At 45.9% G+C, this 25,267-nt stretch carries 17 protein-coding genes and 1 tRNA gene; 10 read left to right on the top strand and 8 right to left on the bottom strand.

Going from position 1 to position 25,267, the window contains the following annotated elements:
- Nucleotides 1-69: 69 nt before the first annotated feature.
- The 8 genes from dicD (at nt 70) to SC206_RS00425 (ending at nt 10,345) form a co-directional block, all read left to right on the top strand.
- Nucleotides 70-645, top strand: a complete 576-nt coding sequence (gene dicD, locus SC206_RS00460; protein ID WP_332733074.1) for a division control transcriptional repressor DicD — start codon at nt 70-72, stop codon at nt 643-645.
- A 146-nt stretch (nt 646-791) separates the two neighbouring features.
- A tRNA-Phe gene (locus tag SC206_RS00455) sits at nt 792-867 on the top strand.
- A 1,099-nt stretch (nt 868-1,966) separates the two neighbouring features.
- The gene (locus SC206_RS00450; protein ID WP_332733072.1) at nt 1,967-3,130 is read left to right on the top strand and encodes a capsule biosynthesis protein; all 1,164 of its coding nucleotides are present in this window, start codon (nt 1,967-1,969) and stop codon (nt 3,128-3,130) included.
- A gap of 52 nt (nt 3,131-3,182) precedes the next feature.
- Entirely contained in the window at nt 3,183-4,859 is a 1,677-nt protein-coding gene (locus SC206_RS00445) for a polysaccharide biosynthesis/export family protein (protein ID WP_332733070.1), read from the top strand.
- Nucleotides 4,859-6,898, top strand: a complete 2,040-nt coding sequence (locus SC206_RS00440) for a capsular polysaccharide biosynthesis protein (RefSeq protein ID WP_332733068.1) — start codon at nt 4,859-4,861, stop codon at nt 6,896-6,898. Before SC206_RS00445 ends, SC206_RS00440 begins: the two co-directional genes overlap by 1 nt.
- A 37-nt stretch (nt 6,899-6,935) precedes the next feature.
- Nucleotides 6,936-8,207 (top strand): capsule biosynthesis protein, encoded by a 1,272-nt coding sequence (locus tag SC206_RS00435; RefSeq protein WP_332733066.1) that lies wholly within the window; start codon nt 6,936-6,938, stop codon nt 8,205-8,207.
- 21 nt (nt 8,208-8,228) lie between these two features.
- Nucleotides 8,229-9,212 carry a right-handed parallel beta-helix repeat-containing protein gene (locus tag SC206_RS00430; protein WP_332733064.1) on the top strand — a complete coding sequence of 328 codons (984 nt, stop codon included), beginning with the start codon at nt 8,229-8,231 and terminating at the stop codon, nt 9,210-9,212.
- Nucleotides 9,213-9,319: 107 nt separating this feature from the next.
- Nucleotides 9,320-10,345, top strand: coding sequence for an acyltransferase (locus tag SC206_RS00425; protein WP_332733062.1), 1,026 nt, complete (start codon nt 9,320-9,322; stop codon nt 10,343-10,345).
- A gap of 58 nt (nt 10,346-10,403) precedes the next feature.
- Here the strand turns inward: SC206_RS00425 and SC206_RS00420 are convergent, their stop codons facing one another.
- The 4 genes from SC206_RS00420 to SC206_RS00405 form a co-directional block, all read right to left on the bottom strand.
- Nucleotides 10,404-14,216 (bottom strand): CDP-glycerol glycerophosphotransferase family protein, encoded by a 3,813-nt coding sequence (locus SC206_RS00420; RefSeq protein WP_332733060.1) that lies wholly within the window; start codon nt 14,214-14,216, stop codon nt 10,404-10,406.
- Nucleotides 14,209-15,315 (bottom strand): stealth family protein, encoded by a 1,107-nt coding sequence (locus tag SC206_RS00415; RefSeq protein ID WP_332733058.1) that lies wholly within the window; start codon nt 15,313-15,315, stop codon nt 14,209-14,211. The genes SC206_RS00420 and SC206_RS00415 overlap by 8 nt, the downstream gene beginning before the upstream one ends.
- 107 nt (nt 15,316-15,422) lie before the next feature.
- Nucleotides 15,423-16,088: an ABC transporter ATP-binding protein gene (locus SC206_RS00410; RefSeq protein WP_332733056.1), complete on the bottom strand. Its 666-nt coding sequence runs from the start codon at nt 16,086-16,088 to the stop codon at nt 15,423-15,425.
- Nucleotides 16,085-16,861, bottom strand: a complete 777-nt coding sequence (locus SC206_RS00405) for an ABC transporter permease (protein ID WP_332733054.1) — start codon at nt 16,859-16,861, stop codon at nt 16,085-16,087. Before SC206_RS00405 ends, SC206_RS00410 begins: the two co-directional genes overlap by 4 nt.
- 1,262 nt (nt 16,862-18,123) lie before the next feature.
- On the opposite strand from SC206_RS00405, the gene SC206_RS00400 reads away from it, so the two are divergent.
- Nucleotides 18,124-19,047: a glycosyltransferase family 2 protein gene (locus SC206_RS00400; RefSeq protein ID WP_332733052.1), complete on the top strand. Its 924-nt coding sequence runs from the start codon at nt 18,124-18,126 to the stop codon at nt 19,045-19,047.
- A gap of 491 nt (nt 19,048-19,538) precedes the next feature.
- On the opposite strand, the gene dhbA is transcribed toward SC206_RS00400, so the two are convergent.
- From dhbA to SC206_RS00380, 4 genes are all read right to left on the bottom strand, one after another.
- Nucleotides 19,539-20,297 (bottom strand): 2,3-dihydro-2,3-dihydroxybenzoate dehydrogenase, encoded by a 759-nt coding sequence (gene dhbA, locus SC206_RS00395; RefSeq protein ID WP_332733050.1) that lies wholly within the window; start codon nt 20,295-20,297, stop codon nt 19,539-19,541.
- Nucleotides 20,297-21,190 carry an isochorismatase family protein gene (locus SC206_RS00390; protein ID WP_332733048.1) on the bottom strand — a complete coding sequence of 298 codons (894 nt, stop codon included), beginning with the start codon at nt 21,188-21,190 and terminating at the stop codon, nt 20,297-20,299. Before SC206_RS00390 ends, dhbA begins: the two co-directional genes overlap by 1 nt.
- Before the next feature lie 4 nt (nt 21,191-21,194).
- Nucleotides 21,195-22,823 carry a (2,3-dihydroxybenzoyl)adenylate synthase gene (locus SC206_RS00385; RefSeq protein ID WP_332733046.1) on the bottom strand — a complete coding sequence of 543 codons (1,629 nt, stop codon included), beginning with the start codon at nt 22,821-22,823 and terminating at the stop codon, nt 21,195-21,197.
- 113 nt (nt 22,824-22,936) lie between these two features.
- Entirely contained in the window at nt 22,937-24,166 is a 1,230-nt protein-coding gene (locus tag SC206_RS00380) for an isochorismate synthase (RefSeq protein WP_442975975.1), read from the bottom strand.
- A gap of 131 nt (nt 24,167-24,297) precedes the next feature.
- On the opposite strand from SC206_RS00380, the gene fepB reads away from it, so the two are divergent.
- A complete protein-coding gene (gene fepB / locus SC206_RS00375; protein ID WP_332733042.1) occupies nt 24,298-25,263 on the top strand; it encodes a Fe2+-enterobactin ABC transporter substrate-binding protein in 966 nt (321 codons plus the stop codon).
- Nucleotides 25,264-25,267 lie beyond the last annotated feature (4 nt).

Genomic DNA, 25,267 nt, shown 5'->3' with positions numbered 1-25,267 from the left:
GATTGGCAGAACGCCGCCAGACGCATTTATTTTGCAGCATTTATTTGCAAGTCATGAGGGATAGAAAGCGTGCTACGTGAACAAGTATTGGACCAAACACTCAACCTGTTGGAACAACGTGGTCTGGCAACCCTGTCTATGGCCTCAATCGCCGAGCTGGTTGATGTTCCTCTTAACGAACTGACCCGTTACTGGCCGGATGCCGAGGCGCTGCTGTATGACAGCCTGCGCCATCACGGCGAACAGATCGACGTCTGGCGTCGCCAGCTGTTGCTCGACGAAAGCCTCTCTGCCCCACAGAAGCTGCTGGCACGTTATAAAGTGTTGAATGAGCAGGTGAGACAACAGCGTTATCCTGGCTGCCTGTTTATCGCCGCCTGTAGCTTTTATCCCGATAGAGAGTCGCCGATTCATCAGCTCGCCGAGCAGCAGAAACAGGCTTCGTTTAATTACACCTTGTCGCTGTTGCAGGAATTAGGCTCCGATGACCCTGAGATGGTCGCGCATCAGATGGAACTGATCCTTGAAGGCTGTTTAAGTCGTTTACTGGTGAAACGCCAACTGCGTGATGTCGAGACGGCGGCACGTTTGGCAGAAGATGTGCTGAATATTGCCCGTTGTCGTCAACACGGCGCGCTGTCGTAGTTGAGATTACAGCACGCTGTTTTGGGTTGAAAACAGCGCAAAATGGCGTTTTTTGTTTGAAAAGTCGGCAGTCAGTCACCTTTTAGTGGATAAACTGCATAAAGGCGTTGACGACAGAGGGCCGATACGGTTTAATGCGCCGCGTTGCCCGGATAGCTCAGTCGGTAGAGCAGGGGATTGAAAATCCCCGTGTCCTTGGTTCGATTCCGAGTCCGGGCACCATATTCTGAAGAACCCGCCCAAAAGGCGGGTTTTTTGCTTTTGGAGATACGGACTCTACATCGAACTACGTTCGAACTCTTTATCAGCACTACGTGCTGAACTGCATATCTCACTAAGTTCGATTACTCGTCTCATCCATGAGACTCGCCCTTTCAGGGCAGCGCTGGCGCGCTGTTCAAATGTGTTCCCGACACATTTGTCCGAGTCCGGGCACCATATTCTGAAGAACCCGCCTATGGCGGGTTTTTTGCTTTCTGCTTTCTGCTTTCTGCTTTCCGAGCTTTTTACTTAGCGGTTAATCTTCAAAAACAGAAAACGTCTTTTATAAAACATCTTTTATAAATAACCTCTCCTGCTTCTCACTTTAATTACTATTTCCCCACTATTTCCCTCCTGCCCTATTCATTATTCAACCATTCGTCTGCCTTGAGATTTAACTTAGAAACTGTCTCGCGCTTTAAATTAATCTTTGCTAATAAAAAATTGTAACGATAACTAGAATTTATATTTCATTATAAATATTGATAGAAAAACGCAAATATTAATCCGCTTAAAAAACACACAGCTTTAAAACTTTATAACCTACTGTTTTAAAGGATAAAAAATCAGGTTCAGAGTAGTGCCATTCATTGATAGGGCTGATGAATCAATACACACCTATTGATAGTTTTAAGCAATTTTACAGCTTTATGACAACGGATGTAACTTGCTGAAATATTTTTGCATCAACCATACAATTTTTTAGGGAAACAGTGAGTTTTCGTTAACTTATCTAAATATTTGATAAGGAATGTTAACGTCAAAATGCGCGCTGATCGGTGGATGTTTAAATCGGCCACTTACCTCCCACGCGAAAATTGTGCTTACTGCATGAAAAAACATTTCAAGGTTATTAGCATCTTCGACTGAAAAATTAAAACGATAACACTAAAAAAAATTCGCACCACGAACTCGTACAGTTAAAAGCTCAAACAATTAAAAGCTTTTGGCCGCTAAAAGCCTTTGATAGGGAATGACCTTTAATCGGTGGAAAAGAAGTTTCGCGGTAATTTAATAAAGCACGCAACTATTAACGTGCTATTTGTCATGATGATTATAAATGCTCATTAAAAAAATAAAGTCCGCCGGTCCCGGGAAATTTATTGCCCGCGTCCGTCAATCGCCCTATCTGAGTCTGGCCACGCTTAGCCGTAATTTAGGTAAAATTGTCATTGGCTTACCGATGGCGCTGTTAATCATCTATCTGGTGATTTTCAGCCATCCGCGCTACCTCAGCGAATCTACCGTTGCGATTAAAAGCTCCAATGACATCAGCGGCAGCAGCCTGAATGTTGGCCTGTTGCTGGGCGCGGCTAATCCGAGTACCGCCGAAGATGCGATGTATTTAAAAGAGTACATTAACTCTCCCGACATGCTCGCCGTGCTGGACAAGCAGCTCGACTTCCACAAAGTATTCGGCGATAGCGGCTGGGATTTTCTTAATCATCTGCCTCAAGATGCGACCCGCGAAATGTTCCTCAACTATTATCGCGATCGTATTGCCGTCACTTATGACGACAAAACCGGTTTGCTGACCATCGGCACGCAGGGCTTTACGCCAGAATTCGCCGAACAGTTTAACCGCGCGGTGTTAAAAGAATCTGAACGTTTCATCAATGAAATCTCGCACAAAATTGCCCGCGACCAACAAACGTTTGCCGAAAACGAGATGCTTGAAGCCCGCGCGCGTTTGAACGCCAGTAAAACCCAACTGCTGGCCTACCAGAACAACAACAATATTCTCGACCCTGAAGCACAGGCCGTTGCCGCCACCACGCTGGTCAATACGCTGGTCGGACAGAAGATTCAGATGGAAGCCGAGCTACGCAATTTGCTGACCTATTTACGTCAGGATGCGCCGCAGGTGGTCAGTGCGCAGAATGCGATTACCTCGCTGGGCAAGCAGATCGATCTGGAAAAAAGCAAAATTACTGCGCCGAACGGCCATCAGCTGAACAGCATGGCGATTGATTTTGAAGAGATTAAAGCCAAGGTCACCTTTGATACCGACCTTTACAAGCTCGCGCTGACCTCGATCGAAAAGACCCGCGTTGAAGCCGCGCGCAAATTAAAAGTGTTGTCAGTTATCAGCTCGCCACAGGTGCCGCAGGAATCCCGTTTCCCGAATGTGCCTTACATGATTGCCAGCTGGTTGCTGGTTTGCTGCCTGCTGTTCGGCACCATCAAACTTTTGCTGGCGGTCATTGACGACCACAAAGATTAATACGGTTTATTCTGCCGCCCTTTTAGCCTGAAGAATTGCACACAGAGTTGTTATGAAATTACTAAAATCCGTTTTAATTTTGCTGGCTTGCCAGATTGCCCAGGCGAATGCCGTTGGGTTGAATGCCGATCCAAATATGACCGGTGCCGCGTCGATGCCCTCTTTTATTACCGGCCAGACTCAGCAGACGACTTCTGACACCGGTTTTGACGACACGCCTCCGCCCGTCGCGCCCGCCATTATGAGCCGCATGTTTGGCGCGCAGCTGTTTACCGGCGGTTCAGCCGCCAATAACGGTGCCAGCATCGGCTTTAACCCTAATTACATCATCGGCTTAGGGGATCAGGTGCAAATTCGCCTGTGGGGCGCATTCAACTTCGACGGCGCGCTGACTGTCGATCCAAAAGGCAATATCTTCCTGCCGAACGTTGGCCCGCTGAAAGTCGCCGGCGTCTCGAACAGCCAGTTAAACAGCATCATCACCAGTAAAGTGAAGCAGGTTTATCAGGCCAACGTAAACGTCTACGCCTCACTGTTGCAGGCGCAGCCGGTAAAAGTCTTCGTGACCGGCTATGTCACCAATCCGGGATTGTACGGCGGCGTGGCGTCTGACTCCCTGCTCTCTTACCTGAGCAAGGCGGGCGGCGTCGATACCGAACGCGGCAGCTACGTCGACATTGTGGTTAAACACAACGACCGCGTGCGCTCGCGCATCAACCTCTATGACTTCCTGCTTAACGGCGACCTGCGTCTGTCACAGTTCTCCGACGGCGACACCATCGTCGTTGGCCCGCGCCAGCACACCTTTAGCGTCGATGGCGACGTGTTCAACAGCTACGACTTCGAGTTTAGCGACAGCACGATTTCCATCAGCGAAGCGCTGAGCTGGGCGCGTCCAAAACCGGGCGCGACGCACATGACCATCATCCGCCAGCAGGGCAGCATGAAACGCAGCGAATATTACCCGCTGGGATCGGCACCGGGCCGCGTGTTGCAGGATGGCGACAAGCTGATCGTCAGCTCCGATCGCTATGCTGGCACTATTCAGGTGCGCATCGAAGGCGCGCATTCCGGTGAACACGCCGTGGTGCTGCCGTATGGCGCGACCATGAGCCAGCTGTTGCCGAAAATCCGCACCAACTCGATGTCGCAGATTAACTCTATTCAGCTCTATCGCCATTCCGTCGCGGTTCGCCAGAAAGAGATGCTGGATCTGACACTGCAAAAACTCGAAGAGGCGTCGCTGTCGGCCCAGTCTTCTACGCAGGAAGAAGGTCGTCTGCGCGCGCAGGAAGCCCAGCTGGTCAGCCGTTTTGTCGCCAAAGCGCGTCAGGTGGTGCCGAAAGGTGAAGTGGTGCTGAGTCAGGACAATCTGGATCAGGTGATTCTGGAAGATGGCGATGTCATTAATATTCCTGAGAAAACCTCGCTGGTTATGATCCACGGCGAAGTGCTGTTCCCGAATGCCGTCAGCTGGGAGAAAGGTCTGAGCCCGGATGATTACATTGAGAAAGTCGGCGGTTATACCCAGAAGTCGGGTAACTCGAAAGTTATCGTCATTAAACAGAATGGCGAAGCGCTTAACGCAGAAGATGTGAAATCGCTGCAACCGGGCGACGAGCTGATGGTACTGGCGAAATACGAGTCGAAAGATATCGAAATCACCCGTGGCATCTCGACCATTCTTTATCAGCTGGCCGTGGCCGCGAAAGTGGTGCTGACGCTGTAATGATTGGCATCTTCTCCGGCGGGATCGCCAAGATCCCGCATTTAGAACAGTTCCTCGGCGAACCGTACCAGAAAGTTTCTCTGGCGCGGGCCTTGCCGAGTGACGTAACGCAGATTGCCGTCTGGGGATATCGCCCGACCGGCGCGAAAGCCGTGGCGTTGGCCGAGAAAGCTGGCCTGCCTATTTTGCGTCTCGAAGACGGCTTTATTCGCTCTTTGGGGCTGGGGCTTTCGGGCTGCCCGCCGCTGTCGATGGTGCTGGACACGCAGGGCATGTATTACGACGCCTCGCGCCCCAGCACGTTAGAAATGCTGATTCACCAGCGCGAGCAGAATGCGCCGCTGCATGACGCCGCGCGACAGGCGATGCAAATCATCGTGGCGGGAGATTTATCGAAATATAACCAGGCGCCGGTTTGCACACTCGAGCAGCCGGAGAATGGCGCGGTGCTGGTAGTCGATCAGACCTTCGGCGACATGGCCGTGGTCTCTGGCAATGCCGGAGCCGAGCAGTTCGACGCGATGTTAAAAGCCGCGCTGGCTGAGAATCCGCAGTCTGAGGTGTGGGTAAAAATCCATCCCGACGTTTTGCTGGGCAAGAAGGCCGGCTATTTAACAAAAATCACCGAGCTGGCGAAGCAGTATCCGCAAATCAAACTGCTGGTGCAGGATGTCAGCCCGCAGTCTTTGCTGCGCCGAGTGAGCCGCGTCTACGTCGTGACCTCAAACTATGGTTTTGAGGCGTTGATGGCGGGCAAACCGGTAAGCGTGTTCGGGCAGCCGTGGTATGCAGGCTGGGGTTTGACTGACGATCGCCATGCTTTGCACGAGCAGCTAACGGCCCGACGCGGCAGTGCGAGCCTTGAAGATATGTTTGCCGCCGCCTGTTTGCGCTACAGCCGATACATTAATCCGGCTAATGGTAAAAATGGCACGTTATTTGATGTACTTGATTGGCTACTGATGCAGCGACAGCATCACCAGCAGCGCGCGGGTCGCCTGTGGTCGCCGGGCTTAACACTCTGGAAACGCAGCATTTTAGCGCCCTTTGTGCGAACCAAAAGTAACAGGGTAAATTTCAAAAAACGTTACGGCGCCGAGACTGCGTGCGTGGTGTGGGGAATAAAAGGCGAGAAGCGTTGGCGTGCCGAAGCAGAAAAAAATCAGATCCCGCAGTGGCGAATGGAAGATGGTTTTTTACGTTCGGCTGGACTCGGTTCCGACCTGCATCCCCCGCTCTCTCTGGTGTTGGATAAAACGGGCATCTATTACGACGCGACGCGTCCCAGCGACCTTGAGAGCTTGCTGACCCAAAGCCAGTTGACGGCGATGCAGCAACAGCGCGCCGCCACTTTACGCCAGAGATTAGTCGCCAGTAAAGTCAGTAAATATAACCTCGGCGCGGCCTTCGTATTGCCCGCTGAAGCCGCCGGTAAAAAGGTGATTTTGGTGCCGGGCCAAGTGGAAGATGACGCGTCAATTCTGACCGGCACGGTTTCGATTCGCACCAACGGTGACCTGTTACGCACCGTTCGCGAGCGTAATCCGCAGGCTTATATCATTTATAAGCCGCATCCGGACGTGCTGGTGGGGAATCGTCTCGGCGATATTCCCGAGCAGGATGTTCGCCGCTGGGCTGATAGTCAGGCGCTGGATGCCGATATTATTCAGTGCATTCAGGCGGCTGACGAACTTCATACGCTGACGTCGCTGTCAGGTTTCGAAGCGTTATTACACGGCAAAAAAGTGGTGTGTTACGGCCTGCCCTTTTATGCCGGATGGGGACTGACGCAGGATGAACATACCTGCTCGCGAAGAACGCGCAGTCTCACGTTAGACGATGTGGTTTACCAGGCGCTAATCGCGTACCCATCGTATATCGACCCGCAAAGTCGGGAGCCCATCATGGCGGAACAGGCGGTAGAACTACTTGCTGCCACCCCACGGGCCACCATGCAGTTCACAAGAATTAAAGCGGGCAGGATAGTCCGTTATTACAAGAAACTGCTCATGCTGATTCAGGTAACGTTTATTACCTAAGAACGGCTTCTTACTTAAATTTATCATGTGGATAAAAATGGACAGTAAGGCTCTTACTACACTGCTCTCTGGAAAAAAGTATTTGCTGCTGCAAGGTCCGATGGGGCCTTTCTTCAGCGAATTGGCAAAATGGCTGGAATCGCTGGAGCGAGAAGCCGTCAACGTCGTATTTAACGGTGGCGACAAGCTCTATTCTCGTCACCGCGACTATCGCGTATTTCAGCAAACGCCTAAAGAATTTCCGACCTGGCTAAAAGATACCTGGCAGGAATATGACTTTGATACCATCGTCTGTTTCGGCGATTGTCGCCCATTGCATCAGGCAGCAAAACGCTGGGCGCAGGCTAAGGGAATAAGGTTCCTCGCATTCGAGGAGGGCTATTTACGCCCGCATTACATTACGCTGGAACAGAATGGCGTAAATGCTTATTCCAGCCTGCCGCGCGACGCCGAGTTTTATCGTCGCCTGCCGCCGTTAACCATGCCTGAAATCGAGCAGCTTAAACCTTCTGGCTTATTACGCGTTCGTCACGCTATTACTTATTATCTGGCGGGATGGCATGCGAGAAAAGAATTTACCCATTATCGCCATCATAAATCTTTCTCGCCGTGGTATGAGGCGCGATGCTGGGTGCGTGCCGCCTGGCGCAAAAAGGTTTATGCCATCAGACAGCGCAAGGTATTGCCGCTATTAAAGAGCAGTCTCGACCAGCGCTATTATCTGGCGATCTTGCAGGTCTATAACGACAGCCAAATCCGTAATCACAGCCCTTATAAAGACGTGCGTGATTACGTGAATGACGTGATGCACTCTTTTGCCAAGAAGGCGCCACCGACCGAGTTTCTGGTATTTAAGCATCACCCGATGGATCGCGGGCATCGTCTTTATGGGCCACTTATCCGTCAGCTCGGTAAGAAATATGGCGTAGCGAATCGCGTGATGTATGTTCATGACCTGCCGATGCCAGACCTGCTAACTCACGCAAAGGCAGTGGTGACAATTAACAGCACGGCGGGAATATCCGCGCTGATTCATAACAAACCGTTGAAGGTGATGGGCAACGCGCTGTATGACATTAAGGGCATCACTTACCAAGGTCACCTGAATCAGTTCTGGTGCGCCGACTTTAAGCCAGACATGAAGCTGTTCAAACAGTTCCGCCTGTACTTGCTAAGTAATACGCAGATTAATGCGGTGTATTACGGCTGCCACGGCGGCAGTAAGGCCGCGATTGCCGATGACAAATATCAGCCCGTATTTATCAGCCAAAAGCTGATGATGAAATACATTAATCAGCAAATTTCATAATGACTTAGGAATAATGCGCAGATGAAAAACAACCTATTACCTCAACACTGCGCCCTTTTCCCTTTGTTATTAACTCTGCCTATTGCTCTCTCCGCCTGCGCTAATACTTTACCTTTGTCGCACTCCAACGAATGTAAAATTCCCTCTCTTCACGGCAATGTCTCGCTAAACTCATCCTGCGTATATCATCAGCAGTTAGTGATAACAGCGAGTCACACAACATTGAATTGCCAAGGTGCCACGCTGGAAGGTTCTAACCAGCTCGCTTTTGGCATCGTTGTTAACAGCAAAGGTAAGCCGCTGTCAGACGTAACGATTCAAAACTGCAAAATCCATAACTTCACTCACAGCGGCATACGTATTACCTCCGATATAGCGGCTAACAAGCTCAGCGCGGATCATCAGGAAAATTATCGCCGGACTCCGACCAACGTTAAGATTGATAATGTTGAGGTGACAAGCAGTGGCCGTGTCGGCGTTTACTTTGATGATTACGTCACGCATTCCATCCTGACCCATTCCGTCATCCGCGATTCATATATGTCGGGAATCTATCTTGAGCATTCATCGCGTAATAACAAAATCATTGATAATCAGCTCATCAATAACGGACATGAAAGCTTTGGTAAGGGTAAACGCGAAGGGCTGGCAGTAGACTCCTCAGCCTACAATCTTATTGAAGGCAATCGCTTTGAATCCAACGGTGCTGGCGGTGTATTTTTGTATAAGAATTGCGGAGAACATTACAGCACCGGCAAATCCGTGATCCGCTGGCAGCACAGCGATTATAACGTGATAAAGAACAATACCTTTATCAACGAACCTGTGGGCATTTGGTTAGCATCACGACAGAACAGGGACTTATCAGGATTTGATTGCGGCGATAAACCGAAGGATAGCTCGGGGAAGTATTTCTGGGATTATGCGGATAATAATTTGGTGGAGGGGAATAGGTTTAATGGAGTTGGTAAGAGTGTACATGATGATGGTAAAAGTAACCATTAATCTAATTTATTAATGCACGCTTAAAATTAAAAATTCCGTAAAAATCATAGCAAAAAAAAATTGATTTATTAGTATAAAAAACCTCAATTACATGAAGATGAGATGCCATGTTTAAATCAAAAGACTTAACAGAAATAAAAAGAAAAGAATTTAATATCGACCAATCAGTATCATTATCTAACACATGGTTTGAAATAAGTGATGAAACGAAAACCATAGACATAGGGAAACACACAAAATTCATTAATGCTACTATCACAGTCAAAGCAGGAGGGAAACTCACAATAGGTAACCTATGTGAAATAAGAGGTAGAATAATAATCGAAGAAAATTGCACATTAGAAATAGGACATGGCCTTATTTGCAATGGCGAAATAAAAATTCACTCTGCCGAAAACGCTAAGATTATAATTGGTAATGACTGTTTATTTGCAAATCCCCAAATACTAAATTCCGACTTGCATTCCATTTTTTCAATAGAAAGTGGCATGAGAATTAACAATGCTAAAGATGTAGTAATTAAAGACAGAGTTTGGCTAGCAACAAATTCAATCGTATTGAAAGGTACTATCTTAGAAAATGACACAGTAGTAGGCGCAGGATCTGTCGTAAGTGGAAAATTTTCTAGTAACTCAGTAATAGCTGGAAATCCAGGAAGGATCGTTAAAGAAAATACCAGTTGGTCAAGAACCTTACTTGAAAGAAGAACAATTAAATTTGACAATGATTTTTCAGTTTCAAGTTTTAGAATTGCAGCTACAGCTTTTGATCATACAGCAGTAATTGAGATGGCAGGGAAGTATCTTGTGCTGTGGAATAATATGGACGCAAGCAACTATTTTATATTCTATTATTTAGCAAGATCTATACTTATTAGACACTTCACTCATAATAATATAAAACATCTTAAAATTGCAGATGCGGAAGTTACGGTTATAACTTTATCAAACTTATTAATAAAAGCTTATGAACTGAGTAATAAAAAAAATTATATGTGTGGCGGATATGCATATCTTACTTGTAAGATGGCTTGTAAAGGAGAAAAAGCTACAGAGATTTTTAATGAAATCCTGCCACATTGGGATAATATTAAAGACATAAGATTCCAAGAAAAATGGACATTAAATTCGTAATAAAATTTAGATTAAACATTATAAAAGTCAGGCCAAATGTAGCCTGACTTTTACTTATTTAAATAGAACTAGTAAATCTATTTATGGTATGAATGTTATTCATTAATTGTGCATGCTGTAAGCGAGCCCAACTTTCAGGTGGAGAACTCTCAGGATAATAGCGAAGGATCGAAGACCAACAATAATTAGCCTCTTTCCAATTACCAGCAATTTGCGATAGCTCAGCTCTTAGAATCCACTCATCAAGATTTTTTGGAGCCCGTATTCCTTCAGTAAGGAGTAATGACAAACCTTCTTCAACCATTCCCAACATACGATATGCTATAGCTAAACGGTAATGCGCAAAACTACAAACGTTTAAAAGTTCGAGCCATATTTCTGCAGCTGCATTCCATTGTTTTTCAAGCAAGTAATTCTCACCCTTTTCGATTAAAAAATCATCGTTTTCAGTTGTGAAATTACAATAATCTTCAATCGTAGAAAGTGCTTTTAGTGATTTATTAGTATGTCGTAAAGACTTCACATAAATTAATGCAAGATCGGATGAGAGCAAGTTAGTTTTAATATCGATAGAATCGAAACAAGAAATAACTTTTGGCCACAGCTCAGAACCATAAGCTAACTTAGCACTTTCAAATATGGAATAAACATCATTTTTAATTTTTGAATTATGTTTTTTTAGGTGGATCAAAGAGTCTTCGGTATTACCTTCCTCCCTAAAACATTTTGCTAAAATAAGATTAGGTTTTAAAACAATACTTTCTTCATAACTCAAATTCTCAATAGAAGATGATATTATTTCGATGACTTTAGGCCAATTATGAATTGCTAGATTACTATAAATATCAATAAGTAACTTAGGATTGCAACCCCTATATGAATAATGTGCGTCAATAAAGTTATTCAATAAATCTAATTGACCTGTTTCTGATAAACATTGCATATAATAAACTTGGTTAACAGAATCATCTAGGTTTGATTTATTCCAGTGATGGATAGATAGGGTCCATTGCTGACAAGCCATAAAAAGCTTAGCTTTTTCGATATTATAAGATGAAAGTGAATCGTAAAAGTTTAGAGCAGCAAGCTTTTTTATATAATCATTAGCAATATTATACTTACCTAACTCTCGGTACGCTTCAACCATACGTATCATTGTATACTCAGGTTGAAGGTCTTGATCTAATTGTGAAATTAATTCATAACGAGCTGCAACCAATTCCCAAGAATCATTTACATAAGCTCTATCTGCATAATCTATCAATATATCGACACTTAGGTAATCTTCTTCTAAAGGTTGATCTAATTCGCAGATTGCTTGATAAGTTCTTGAACAATTTTGACCATCTCTTTGAGTGAAAGTTTTATCGATCCTACCTTGTATAATCTTGTTCGGTATACAGTCATTCTTTAAAATTTCTTCAAGCTTTTCAAAAAGATGTTTTTCATTTTCAACAACAGGGCCAAAACCGTCATTTCTATGATCATAATAACCCTTTTTGAAATGGTGACCGCCGTTAAAAAATTCTTCTCTATCGAACTGGTAGTAAAGAGTTTGTTTGTTTATAACTGCCATATCAAAAGCTACTGACGAATAATCAGTAATCATTAGTGAAGATTTTATAAACAATTCTTGAATACTGATATTCTTATGGTCATATACTTCAATATACTCTGGCACAGAAAACATTTCTATATACGGGTTAATATTTGCATGAGGGAAAAATATTACCTTTATATTATATTTTTTTGAAAAATGCTTTAGTACTTCAGAATGCAAAACATTGTACCAATGTTTTGCATATGTTGTATCCATAAATTCAGATGATAATTCACGAGAATTGCTATTTTCTTTGACCTTCCCAACGATATTTGCGCGCCAAGTTGGCATGATAAGTATTGCCCTTTCCTCACTATTGGCATTACTCCATAATTTGTCGTGCCTCGGTAGTCCTGTTAATTTTACATTTTTCTCAGTAAACTTATAACGAGAACTATTACCACTAATGGCTTCATATTCTGCTGGTGATGAAGTTACAAGGACATCGATACTATCTTTTTGATTTAGCCAGTCAGAGAGATCATTATGAATTACACCATGTTGTAAGAAAACAAAATGCCTTCCTGTCAACATTTTAGGTCCCAATAGGTTTGTAACATATTTATCGACATGGGAACTTATTATTTTAGAGCAGCTTTTGACGATATCAAGATGTTTATCACTGCCAAATTCTACTAGGTTAAACCCTCTATTTTCTAATCTTTGCCAGTCATGAGAACCTGCAGTTAAAGCAAAGTATATATTTCTCTCAGGATGGTTATTTTTTACATAATCATAAAGGTGCTCTGCATTATCATCGGCCTGTACGTCTCTATCCATAAATAACCAAGAATTAATATACTCTGCAGAAACATCATATTTTGGTATTTGCTGACTTATGTTTTTAATTATATCTTTAGTGTTAATGCCTTTTTTATGCTGCTTTCCAGCCACAGTCAAAATCGTTTTTATGTCGGATATTTTAATATTAAAGTTACAATTATCTTTAATTGGAACCCAAACTCTTCTTTCCTTTACAAATTCTTGATTAATAAAACCATGGCTCATTGTTTTTGCGAACACTGGAATAGTATCAACACCATTTAAAGTTATATGCTCAACTTCATCTTTTCCTGAGAAGTACCTTAATTCAATCAAACTTTTAACCGGGTCGAAAGATTCTACATAAACTATTTGATAATCTGGATCGATTTTTTTGAATATAGACAGCATTCCTACTTTATGATAAAACCAGCATCCTGCTAAACTGAAATCTAAAACCGTATCAGCATCGATATACTCAAATATTCTATTTAATAAAGAAATAAAATTATCTTTTTGCTCATCGGACAAAAACTCAATTTTCTGAGGATTATTTATTATATTTTTAACAGTCCAAATCAAATGGTATAACACAGTGATTTGGATAGTTTTAGGGACTTTAACTTCGTTAACATTATATTTTTGGAGAATATTAAGGCAACCATGTTCTAATACAGAACTATATAATCCAGGATGTTGCCATGAGTTATCGAGTGTTGAACTTCCATCTCCACGCTTACGATAGTAATATTTTGCAGAACTTAAAAATGCGCAATAGCCCGAGTTTACTGAAGATATAAAATTCGTAACAAAATGTGCATCTTCATAGTTAGGTTTTATACGAATATCAAATGATATGTTATTTTTTACAATGCTTGATAGCCGAAATATTGCGGAATTTACAGATAGCTGTACTTGTTTTTCCATTGCTGTTAAAGGATAAATTTTATTACCTTTTGAAAAACGATATTTCAAAGGATGTCCATCCTTGTACGTGTTAATTTCATCAAAATAAAAAATAAAGTTACAGGAGATAAACTCTAATTCTTTATTATCATTACTCTTAGCAAATTTATCAATAGAGTAAAAATACTCGTAATCCAAGAAATCATCAGGATCTATAAATGTAACCCATTCTGTGTTAGCTTTTTCAAGGCCTACATTTCGTGCCGAAGCTTGGCCACCATTTTGTTTATAAATATAAGAAATATTATCCGGATACTTTTTTTGCCAAATATTAATTATTTCGGCAGAGTTGTCAGTCGAACCATCATCAACTAAAATTAAATGTATATGCTTTTTAAAATCCAACCTTTGATTTATTATACTTTCAAAATAATCATCTAAATAACGGCCAACATTATAAACAGCTGAAACTACAGTGTACTGATAATTACCATTGTATTCCTTTGGCTGAATTTTAGTTATTTTCTTTTTTTGTTTTAATAACATGTCAGAGAAAAACAATTTTGGATCACGTATCAATTTTTTAATTTTTTTGTTAAACATTTTCCATCTCTAATTCGAAGTGATATTTAAGTACAGTACTTAGAAGTAACTGATAATTTTCTAAAGTTGCTTTCTGTGTATTAAAGTCATTCGCACAAAATGAATGAGGCATTACCCCTTCTTTTTTTGCTTGTTTTAAAGCTTTGAAGGTACTTCTTGCTGCTGTTGAGCGAATGTTAAAGTAATAGCAAATATCTCTTGCGGGAGTAGCCTTACCTTGTATATAGGCCAACCATGGCACAAAAAATGTCGCTAAATTTAAATCATTATTTGTACGAAATTTGTTGGGTAAAAAAGAGTTTATCTCTGCACCATATAAATTCCAGGCTTTTTCAAATACGCTCTTTCTTAATGGCACATAGGTATGTACCAAAGGTGTATCGATGATGGTTTGGAAATCATTTTTAAACATGACCGTGCTTTGATGTGATGCCGATAATGTCGGTGTATCGGTCCCACGTAATTGCATGGCACTTAAACTTTTCTGAGATAGAAAGAGTGAAGAAATACCGTTATTCTTGAAGAAATGTGCAGCAGGGAGAGGTTGAGCAACAAAAACATCATCGTTAAAGTAAATAAAATGCTCAGCTAAGTCTGGGATCTTATGCAAATTAGCTTCAATTACATGAGAGTTGAAAGTTGGAAGAAATTTCTTATCTATTATATCTTTATGATCGATGATTTTTATTTTATCATTATTGTCTAACCAAGCTGGCTTTTGATTGTCTGTAACAACGAAGATATTTCTTACCCATGGGATATTTTGCTGAATACTTTTAATAGAATAACGTAGCTCGTCATGATTACTAAACCGCGCAGTATCTGTCGCAAAATTCCCTAATGTCTCTGCTTCAGTTTTAGACTTATAATCAAGATACTTTTCTTTCCATACCGGGTCTGAATCATCAACCCACGTATAAACAACATCAACTGGGAAATTGATGTGCAAAAGATTTTCCATGGCAAGGTCATGTCTGATTAAAATACTCTCTTCCAGTTCAGAGCATTGAATCTCGTTTCTTATTATTGGGTATTTTTTATTAAAATAATCCCGAAAAAATATTCCAGGGCTTTTTATAAACTTCTTAATTTTTTTCATTTTATGAGTGAATCCTAAAATGATGATGTCATCATTTTGTCATCAAAATGGAATAACATTGTACCTAATGTCGGAAATCCATTCTCAGCACATCAAGACTGTAAAACTTACAACCCTTCATCTGCTTTATATACCTGGATTGCTTCTTCCACCGACTCATAGTACTTAACCTTGTTATCACGGCCTATAAATAACGCCACGTCACAAAACTCTTTTAGCGAGCCTAGACTATGTGAAACCATTAAAAAGCTGGCTTCTTCGTGCCTTGCTTTAAAGAGGTCTGCGCATTTCTGTTTAAACTTTGCATCACCCACGGCGGTGACTTCATCGACAAGATAATAGTCAAAGGTAAATGCCATGCTTAGACCGAACCCTAAGCGGGATTTCATACCGGAAGAATAAGTCTTAATTGGCATATCAAAGTATTTACCTAGCTCGGCAAATTGTTCGACAAAAGCGACCTTCTCTTTAAGTTCATCAGCCTTGGCATATAGTCGCGAGACAAACTTAACGTTTTCACGCCCTGTTAAACTACCCTGAAATCCTCCCGCAAGACCTACCGGCCATGAGATAGTTTTATCAGTGGTAATACGCCCCGAGTCGGCGCGGTCAATGCCGCCAATAACGCGAAGAAGAGTTGATTTGCCCGCGCCATTTCTTCCTATCAAAGCCACGCTTTTATTAGAGGGTAATTCAACGCTAAGATCCTTAAAGACGTAATGTCTGCCTTTAGGGGTGCGATAAGACTTAGTGAGATTTTCTATCTTTATCATGAGGTCAGCATCGCCTCTTCGCGATTACGGTAAAGCGCTAGGCCAACAAATAATACGACTAAGGTACAAATAGCTAAATAACTGAGGCTGACACCATCACTTGAGTAACCCGGTATCACCGAAGCGCGACAAAGCTCTATGGCGTGTACTAAAGGATTCCACTGCAAATAAGGCCAGTATTCTTTTGGAATGGAATTCAATGAAAACATCACGCAAGAAACAAAGTAGAGAGGTTTTATTATGATTGGCAGGAACTTTTCTGTCTCTGGATAGGTTTTGCCTATCACCATAAAGACTAGGCCGACACCGCATGAAAATAGTACTAACAATATCCAGACGAGTATCAATGTAATTAACTGAGTGACTTGAAAATCTTCGCCGACCAATCCAACAATAACCATCAGTAATATATAGACAACGGCATAAATGAATGCTTCTAGTATTGCTCTAGCTATAATCGTATCGATGGGTTTTACCGGGCGATAATTAAATAAACCCTGATTAGCTTCAATTGCTCCGATGGAACGATTGCTTATATTGCTAAATACAAAGAAAGGAATTATGCCGTTGATTAAGAACACCGGAAAGGACATATCAGGCATAGTGCGATGCATGACGTAACCCAAGACTGTTAGCAGAATTAGCATATGTGCCATCGGCTCTAACGCTGCCCACATGTATCCCAGCCTGAACTTGCCGAAACGGGTTTTGATTTCCCTTAAGAAAAGCGCTTTGATTGTCGCTTTTTGTACTTCCAAGCCACTACGTGCCATCGTGTTAATCCAGTTTGTTGCGTTTTTCCATGCTACCGCCCTTGGCTTACAGCAACCAATGCGCAGGGATAAGGGCCATAGACCTAAGCCTAAATTGTTTAATGATGAAATCCCGTCTCTAGGGTTTGCTGTGACACAAAGAAAGCTGATCTAAAATGTCTAGATTGATATTCGTTCCCTATTAAAAATCCCCTAAAAGGCAAGATCTATCCCCTGCCTGCACTCTGAGAGAAGCAAACAATGCAATCCTGGCGGAATATAAAGGAGGACGAACAGCTACATTTCACACGAAATTATATGAAGGACTTTTTTCACTTTAATCACGAAGTCATTACAATGGAAATACATTCACATAATTCGACAACTATTTAACATATAGGGGCAGATAACACAATTATTAATAAATCCTATTTAATTAACTGTTTATTATTTAACCACCCAAATAGCCAGATATATTCACCCTCTGTTCAGCACTATAATAAAAAGCGTTGCTATTCATGAGGTTATATTTTTTTGTTTTTTTACGTTATCATCATTCAGATTCTGATGAATAAATGTATCTAAAATTTTGCCGTTCTTTTGATATCCAAAAATAGGCTAATCAAGCGTTATTACTTTTATTGCTTTAGGCTCATTTTTCATTGGCTATTTTTGGTAAGCCGAGAGTGTCATGGAGTATAAACACGCATTTATCCCCGTCGGAATTTATAATGAAATTTGAGATTGGGATTATAAAAACAGGCGGCTTACATTTATTCTTCGTCTTTCAGGCAGTGTATCGAGCAACTTTTAACCTTCACTTATTCATTCCGCTTAATATCTCGGCAATACCCTCAGGTGTAGATCTTTATTCATAAACACTGCTTTACTACCAAAACGCCCTATTATCTAACGTTAAATCTCCTTTTTGGCGATGCTTTGATAAGCCTGCCTTTTCGCCGACTTAACGCCTCGCAGTTCGCCGTAAGGGCTTTAAACCTTTTCCGATTGTGGGGGAATGGCTATCCGGCTAAATTTATTAGCGTCAACGACCTATTTCCTTATCACTTACCTTCTAACTTATCGCAAAAAAGAATCGTTTTTTTCGTAATCAGGACATGGCGTCTCTTTTTAAGTCTAAACTTACCTTAGTTTTCTTTTGTGGGCCCAAAGACAGCAATGAAGAGGAGTGCTAATATGCTTAAGATCGTTGTGGTTTCTTCACTAACCTCTTCAGTAGCTTCTTTACTAACAAATATTCTCGTGAGCACGAAATTATAAAAATGAAACTCTATGACCTGTCTGTTATCGTGACGGCGCACAACTGCGCTTCACACCTGACAGCCTGCCTTGACTCGATAAAAGCCTCGTTGGGTGAGCAATTTGCCCGATGCGAAATCGTGCTGATCAACGACGCCTCCACCGATGCGACGGGCACCGTTTTCGAGCAGTTCGCCGAAGGTCATAGTAATGTCGTTCAGTACAACGTCGCGTTCAAAAACATCGGTAAAGTGCGCAACTTCGGCGTGTCACAGGCCCGTGGCGATTACGTCACCATGGTCGACGGCGACGATCAACTCAAAGCCGGCTCGCTCATCGAGGTGCTGGAGTTCCTGAATGGCAACCAGCCTGACATGCTTATTACCCGTCTGACAGAGGTGCGTGACAACGCGCTGCCAGAGCATATGCCGCCGATGCAGCCGAAAAAAATCTCCACCCAAACGGCCATCAAAAAATACCTGATTCACCAGGCGTTTCAGGCGCACTTTATTGGCAAGTTTATTAAGCGCAGTATTTTGTTGCGTTGTAAATTCCCGCATTATATTTGCTACGAAGATGCCTTTATATTCCCTGAGGTATTAAAAAGCTGTAATAATATCTATTTCTCGGCCACTGGTCCTTATATGTATTTTAAACACGGAAATACATTATCCAGCGTCGTCGATGAAGAGAAAATTAAACTTTGCCGTCAGGGTTTAGACCAAATGTCTTTAGTCCTGAAAGGTGAATATAAATTCTTGCAGGTGTGTCACTGGATTGAGTTTATAAATCGTAATCATCTGACTATTTCAAAATGGCAGGATCGTAATACGATTAAGCAGAATATCGAAGAGGTCGATATTGTGCCGTTTATGCTGCATCCTGAAGTGCGGATGAGCTATAAACGTAAGTTAATAAAAGTTAAAAAGCTTATTCGCTCCTGGTGATCCGCTTTCCCCCTCTTTCTTAAAAATCCTTTAATATCAATATATTGGATAAAACTTGCTCTATTTCTTCTTCAAGCCTCGTGGCCTCTGGGAATTATTTCTTTCCCGATAAAATCCGTCGACAAAACCTCTCATCAAATTTCCTATTCCTCTCCTAATCTCTCTCTTTATCCCTCTCTACATCAAGTACCTCATCAAAAAATGTCTTTATTGCAGGCAGATAAGTTAGACGCTAACGGGCATATTTAGGCGATTTTGGTTAACCTCGCTAACCTTTGCTCAGAAATATCTCTTGGGCGTTATGCCTATCGTGCTCATCTAGTCGCTTTCTCTGTTTTTGCTCAGAAAACATTGCTTCAAAACATTGCATCAAACATTGCATCAAATCATGACAAAATAGGCCCGCTCTTTTAACAAAAGCCGCCGTTTTACCCATAAAAAAACCCGCACTCGGCGGGTTTTCGTTAGCTCAAACAGGCGATTCGCGTTATTTAGGCTGAAAGCGTTGCGCCGCCGTCAATAACGATGTCTTGCATCGTAATATGTCCGGCGCGATCCGACGCCATAAATAGAACGGCGTTTGCCACGTCCTGCGGTTTGCCAATTTTGCCCAGCGGAATGCCCAGCTTAAACTGCTCCGGGAAGCCGTTAATGGTGTGTTGCTCGCTTTCCGGTGAGCTCCACATGCCGCGTTGCATTGGGGTATCGGTCGAGCCGGGCGACACCAGATTACAGCGCACGCCGTAAGGTGCCATCTCTAATCCGACGCTCATGCACAGGCTGCGCAACGCCGCTTTCGAGGCGCAGTAGGCTGACATGCCGATGCGTGGCACGTGGGCGGCATTCGAGGCGATGCTCACGATTGCGCCGCGCTGCTGGCGACGGAATACCGGCAGCGTGTGGCGGAACATGTTAAACGCGCCGCCCGCGTTGACGGCGAGGCAGGCGTGCCAGTCGTCGTCGCTGAGTTCGTCGGTTGCGCCCATGCGCAGAATGCCCGCGCCATTGACCAGCACGTCTAACGTATCGTGCTCGGCCAGCAGGCGCTGACAAACTTCACGCGCGGCTTTTGCATCGGTAATATCCAGCACTTCGGTGCGAAACGGGTAGTCGTGGTCGCCAAAATGCTTATCGAATCCAATTACTTCCGCACCCGCTTCAACGAATGCCAGCGCCGTGGTGTAGCCAATTCCCTGGCCCGCGCCGGTCACCCACACGCGTTTTTGGGCAAATTCCAACTCTGCGCTCATCAGACTTGCTCTCCTGACAGCAGCTTCCACCAGCCATTAATGGTCGGATTTTTAGCCAGCGCCACGAAATCGATATCTTCACGAATTTTACGCCAGCGCGTCGCCAACGCCATGATGCGCACGGAATCCAGACCGTAATCGATCAGGTTGTCGTCGTCCTGCAAATCGTCGGCGTCTTCTTCATCGAGCAGCGGCAAAATCTCATTGCGCAGCTGTTCTTTGCTGGCGTAACCCGGCTTGTCTTGCGCACCGGTTAAATCGTTTTGCGCGCCGGTCAGATCGGCCGTCATCACCACGCGACCACAGCGACCCGCCGTGTAACGCAGCGCCATCAGGTGTTCGTCACGCGAGAAGTCAGCCAGACCATCGGCCACCATAAACGGCTGGATGTTACGCATAAAGCCGTCGATCGCGGTCGTCAGGCAGCCAATGTGTGCGTACACGCCGCAGATAATCAGCTGGTCGCGGCCCGTTTCTTGCAAAATCTCCTGCAACGGCGAGCGATGGAAGGCGCTGTAACGCCATTTCACCAGCACCTGATCCTCTTCGTCCGGCGCTAATTCTGCGACCACGGCCTGCTGCTCAGGGTGCTTGTTCAGGCCCGGTCCCCACATGTCGTTAAGCAGCGCGCGGTCTTCATCACTCTGATTATTCGGCTGCGCGGTGTAAAACACGGGAATGCCATTCGCCTTGCAGTAGCGACGCAGCGCGGCGATATTCTCGACCACCTGCTTGACCAGCGGGCTATCTTCTCCCCAGAAGTTTAAAAAATATTGCTGCATATCATGAATTAACAGGGCAGCGCGCGAGGGTTCCAGTTCCCACTTCACCTTGTTCGTTGGCAGTTCTGCCACGGTCGGCAAGGCGTAGGATTCGAGTTTTGGAATGGCCATCGTTTTATTCTCCAGAGGACTTTGTTGGGGACTGCACGTCAAACGTTTGACGCAAAAGCTTTTTATCTATTTTGCCGACCGGCGTGAGCGGCAGAGTGTCGACGCGCACGAAACGGTCCGGCAGCTTGAACTCGGCAATGCCCTGCTCGCGCAGATGACGACGCAGCGCCACGGCTTTCAGCTCGACGTTCGAGATGATAAAGGCACAGCTTTTCTCGCCCATCAGCTCGTCAGGCATCGAAACCAGCGCCGCGTTGATGATTTCAGGATGGCGCAGCAGCAGGTTTTCAATCTCTTCCGCCGCGATTTTCTCGCCGCCACGGTTTATCTGATCTTTCAAACGTCCTTCGACGCGCACATAGCCCTCTTCGCTCAGAGAAATCAGGTCGCCGGAGCAGTAAAAACCGTTTTCGTCGAAGGCTTCGGCGTTGTGCTCAGGGCTGTTGTAGTAGCCACGGAAGGTGTAAGGGCCGCGCGTCATCAGGCGTCCGACCTCACCGGCTGGCAGCGGATTGCCGTGTTCATCGGCGACCCACAGCTCGTCGTCGGGTGACATCGGGTAACCTTGGGTGCTCAGAATATGCTGCTCGCTGTCGTCCAAACGGGTGTAGTTGACCAGACCTTCGGCCATGCCAAACACCTGCTGCAACTGGCAACCGATCTCGTTTTGGATGCGCGCCGCCAGCGTTTCGCCCAGCTTCGCGCCGCCAACCTGCAACAATTTTAAACTCGCGAGCTGTTTGTTGCTGCCCCACTCTTCAATCGCCTGCAACCAGAGCGTAACGGCCGGTGGCACCAGCGCGGTGACATTAACCTGATGCTTTTCAATCAGCTGGAAGCACGATTGCGCGCTCGGGTCAGCGGCTAAAATCATCTGACCGCCGCCGTAAAACACGCCAAGCGCGCCCGGCGAACTCATCGGATAGTTATGGGCAATCGGCAGCGCGCACAGGTAACGGGTTTCGCTATCAAAACGGCAGACGTCAACACTGACGCGGATACTGTAATAATAGTCGTTGTGAGTACGCGGAATAAGTTTCGGCGTGCCGGTGCTGCCACCCGAAAGCTGGAAGAACGCGACCTGATCGGCTGGCGTCGGCGCGGCGGTAAAGTCGTCCTGCGCTTCGTTAATCAGCGCGGCAAGTGAAAGCTGGCCTTCGGCGGCGTTGCGTAAAACGACGAGGCGCAGTGAAGCGTGCTCGTTCAGGAACCCGTCGAGGAAGCTGTCGTTGCCAATCAGCGGATGATCGCGGTCGGCAATCAGCAGCGCCGGTTTAATCTGGCTGGCGTAGGCGTTCAGCTCGGTGCGCTGATGGCTGAATAGCGCGTTAACCGGCACGACGCCGATTTTCAGCAGCGCGAAGAACACCACGTAGAATTCGTTAACGTTGCCAAGCTGCACGACAGCGGTGTCGCCCGCATTCAAGCCACGGCGACGCAGCGCGCCCGCCAGCTGATTTGACTGCTCGTTAAGCTGGCGATAGGTCAGGCTGCCGGCGGCGTCAATCATCGCCACGCTGTCGTTATTAGCTTGGCGAGTCAGAATGTCGGTCAGCGGCTGGTCTATCCAGTAGCCGCGCTCGCGGTATTTTTTGGCGAAATCTTCCGGCCAGGGGGTAAAAGCAATGCTCATTGTTCTTATCTCTGCTTAGTCTTTTTTAAAACCGTCTGTTCTAAAACCGTTTTGCTGAATCTAGCTTTTTTCTAAACCGGCTGTTTTTCTCAATCGATCGTTTGCTAAACCGGTTATTTTGCTAAACCAAAAGCGCGCAGCATGGTGGTGAGTTTTACGCCGGTTTCGCGCCATTCGGATTCCGGAGAGGAGTCGGGCACAATTCCTGCGCCGGCAAACAGGCGTACTTGATCGCCTTTGACGGTGCCGCAGCGGATAGTGACCACCCACTCGCCGTTGCCGCGATCGTCACACCAGCCGACGATGCCGCCAAACAGGCCGCGATCGAAAGGCTCGAGCTGGTCGATCAATTCGCGCGCCGCTAAGGTCGGCGAGCCGCACAGCGCGGGCGTCGGGTGCAGCAGGCAGGCCAGCGACAGCGCGTTTTCCTGCGAATCCAGCACTTCGCCGTTAATCGGCGTTGAAAGATGCCACAGCGTTGGCGTGCTCAGCAGCTCGGGCGAGGCCGGAATATCCAGCGAACGGCTACGGCTCGCCAGCACCTGACGCATGCCTTCGGTCACAATATGGTGCTCGTACAAATCTTTACCCGAATCCAGCAGCACGCGGCTCACTTCCCCGTCTTTTTCGGGACAGCTCTCGCGGCGGGCAGAACCAGCCAGCGGATTCGAATAGAACTTATTTCCCTGCTTGCGCAGCAGTAATTCCGGGCTGGCACCAATCAGTGCGCCCTCTTCCAACGGTACGTGGAAATGGTAACCGTTAGGGTTTTGCTCAACGATGCGGCTCATCAGCGCCTGCGGCTCTACCGGCTCGCGCGTGGTTATCTCCAGCAAACGTGACAGCACGGCTTTTTCCAGCTTGCCGTCGTTCATCGCCTGCACGGCATCGCTGACCATCTGCATAAAGGTTGGCTGATCCGGCAACTCCGTCTTGCTGGCAATCTCGGGCAAGGCCCCTTCTTTACCCGTCGCGCCCGCCATCGCCTCATCGCGTTCAAACCATGCGGTCTGCTGCGGAACAAACAGCGCGGAAGGCTGGCGCTTGTCGAAAGGGATCGCGCCACACAGCACGGGATGCTTAATGCCTGCGGCGCGGGCATCGGAAAATGCCGCGGCTACCGCCTGCTGAAACGCGCCGTTAATCTTGTCGCCATCGAAAGCCGATTCGGTCACTTTGGTCAAACAACCCTGCGTGCTCAGGCTTCGATAAGCGGAAGTAAAGAAAAAGCCCGAAGTAGGGGAAAGTTCGGCAGCCGATGCGCCCTGACTGGCAGGTTGGCTTTGGTTAGCGGGCTGGCCTTGATTAGCCTCAAGCTTGCCAGCTAAGTCGCGCTCTTTCATCACAGTATCCATCTGTATACTCCTACGTATATAATGATAACTTTCATGATAATCATTATCATTTGTATTTAATCGCGTTTAAAGTACGTGATGCGTTTCACAGTGTCAATGAGGGAGGTTAAGGTTTGAAAATGATGACATCAGTATTTCGCCCGCTAGCGGCAGTTTTAGGAATTTTCGCGCTGTTCTCGCTAACGGCACACGCGGCGGACGGCTGGCCACGCGAAATTAAAACCTCACGCGGCGTGATTACCCTGAAGCAGCCGCCGCAGCGCATTGTCTCCACCAGCGTGACCGTTACCGGCACGTTGCTGGCCATCAATGCGCCGGTAGTGGCGAGCGGCGCGACCAGTCCGAACACGCGCATCGCCGATGACCAGGGATTTTTCCGTCAATGGGGCGACGTGGCGAAACAGCGCGGCGTGAAACGTTTATATGTTGGCGAACCGAATGCCGAAGCTATCGCGGGTGAAGCGCCCGACCTGATTATTGTGGCCGCGACGGGCGGCGATTCTGCGCTGAAAGTTTACGATCAGCTCTCTGCCGTCGCGCCGGTGATGGTGGTGAATTACGACGACAAGAGCTGGCAGGCGCTGGCGGAAGAGCTGGGCGAAGCCACGGGCAAAGAGGCGGATGCCGCCAAAACCGTCGCCCGTTTTGACGCGCGCGAAAAAGCGGTGAAGCAAAGTATTCACCTGCCGCCACAGCCGGTTTCAGCGCTGGTGTATCGTCCGGACGGTAAAGCCGCCAACTTATGGACGCCCGCGTCGCCACAGGGACAGCTTTTGGAGCAGCTAGGCTTTACGCTGGCGCAGCCTCCGGCCAACGTCGCCAGTGGACAAACGCAGGGAATTCGCAAAGACATCATTCAGTTAGCGGGTGAAAACATGGCGGCGGGCTTGAACGGCAAATCGCTGCTGCTGTTCGCCGGTGATAAAACCGACGCCCAGCGTTTATCCGGCAATGTGTTTTTGAGTCACCTGCCTGCGGTTCAAAACAAGCAGGTGTTTGCCTTGGGCGCGGATACTTTCCGTCTGGATTACTACAGCGCCAGCAATGTACTGACGCAGCTGGAAACCCAGTTTAAAGGTCACTAATCCG

Source organism: Rouxiella sp. T17, from assembly GCF_036663475.1.
Lineage (GTDB): Bacteria > Pseudomonadota > Gammaproteobacteria > Enterobacterales > Enterobacteriaceae > Rouxiella.
This window is presented reverse-complemented; position numbering and strand designations above follow the sequence as displayed.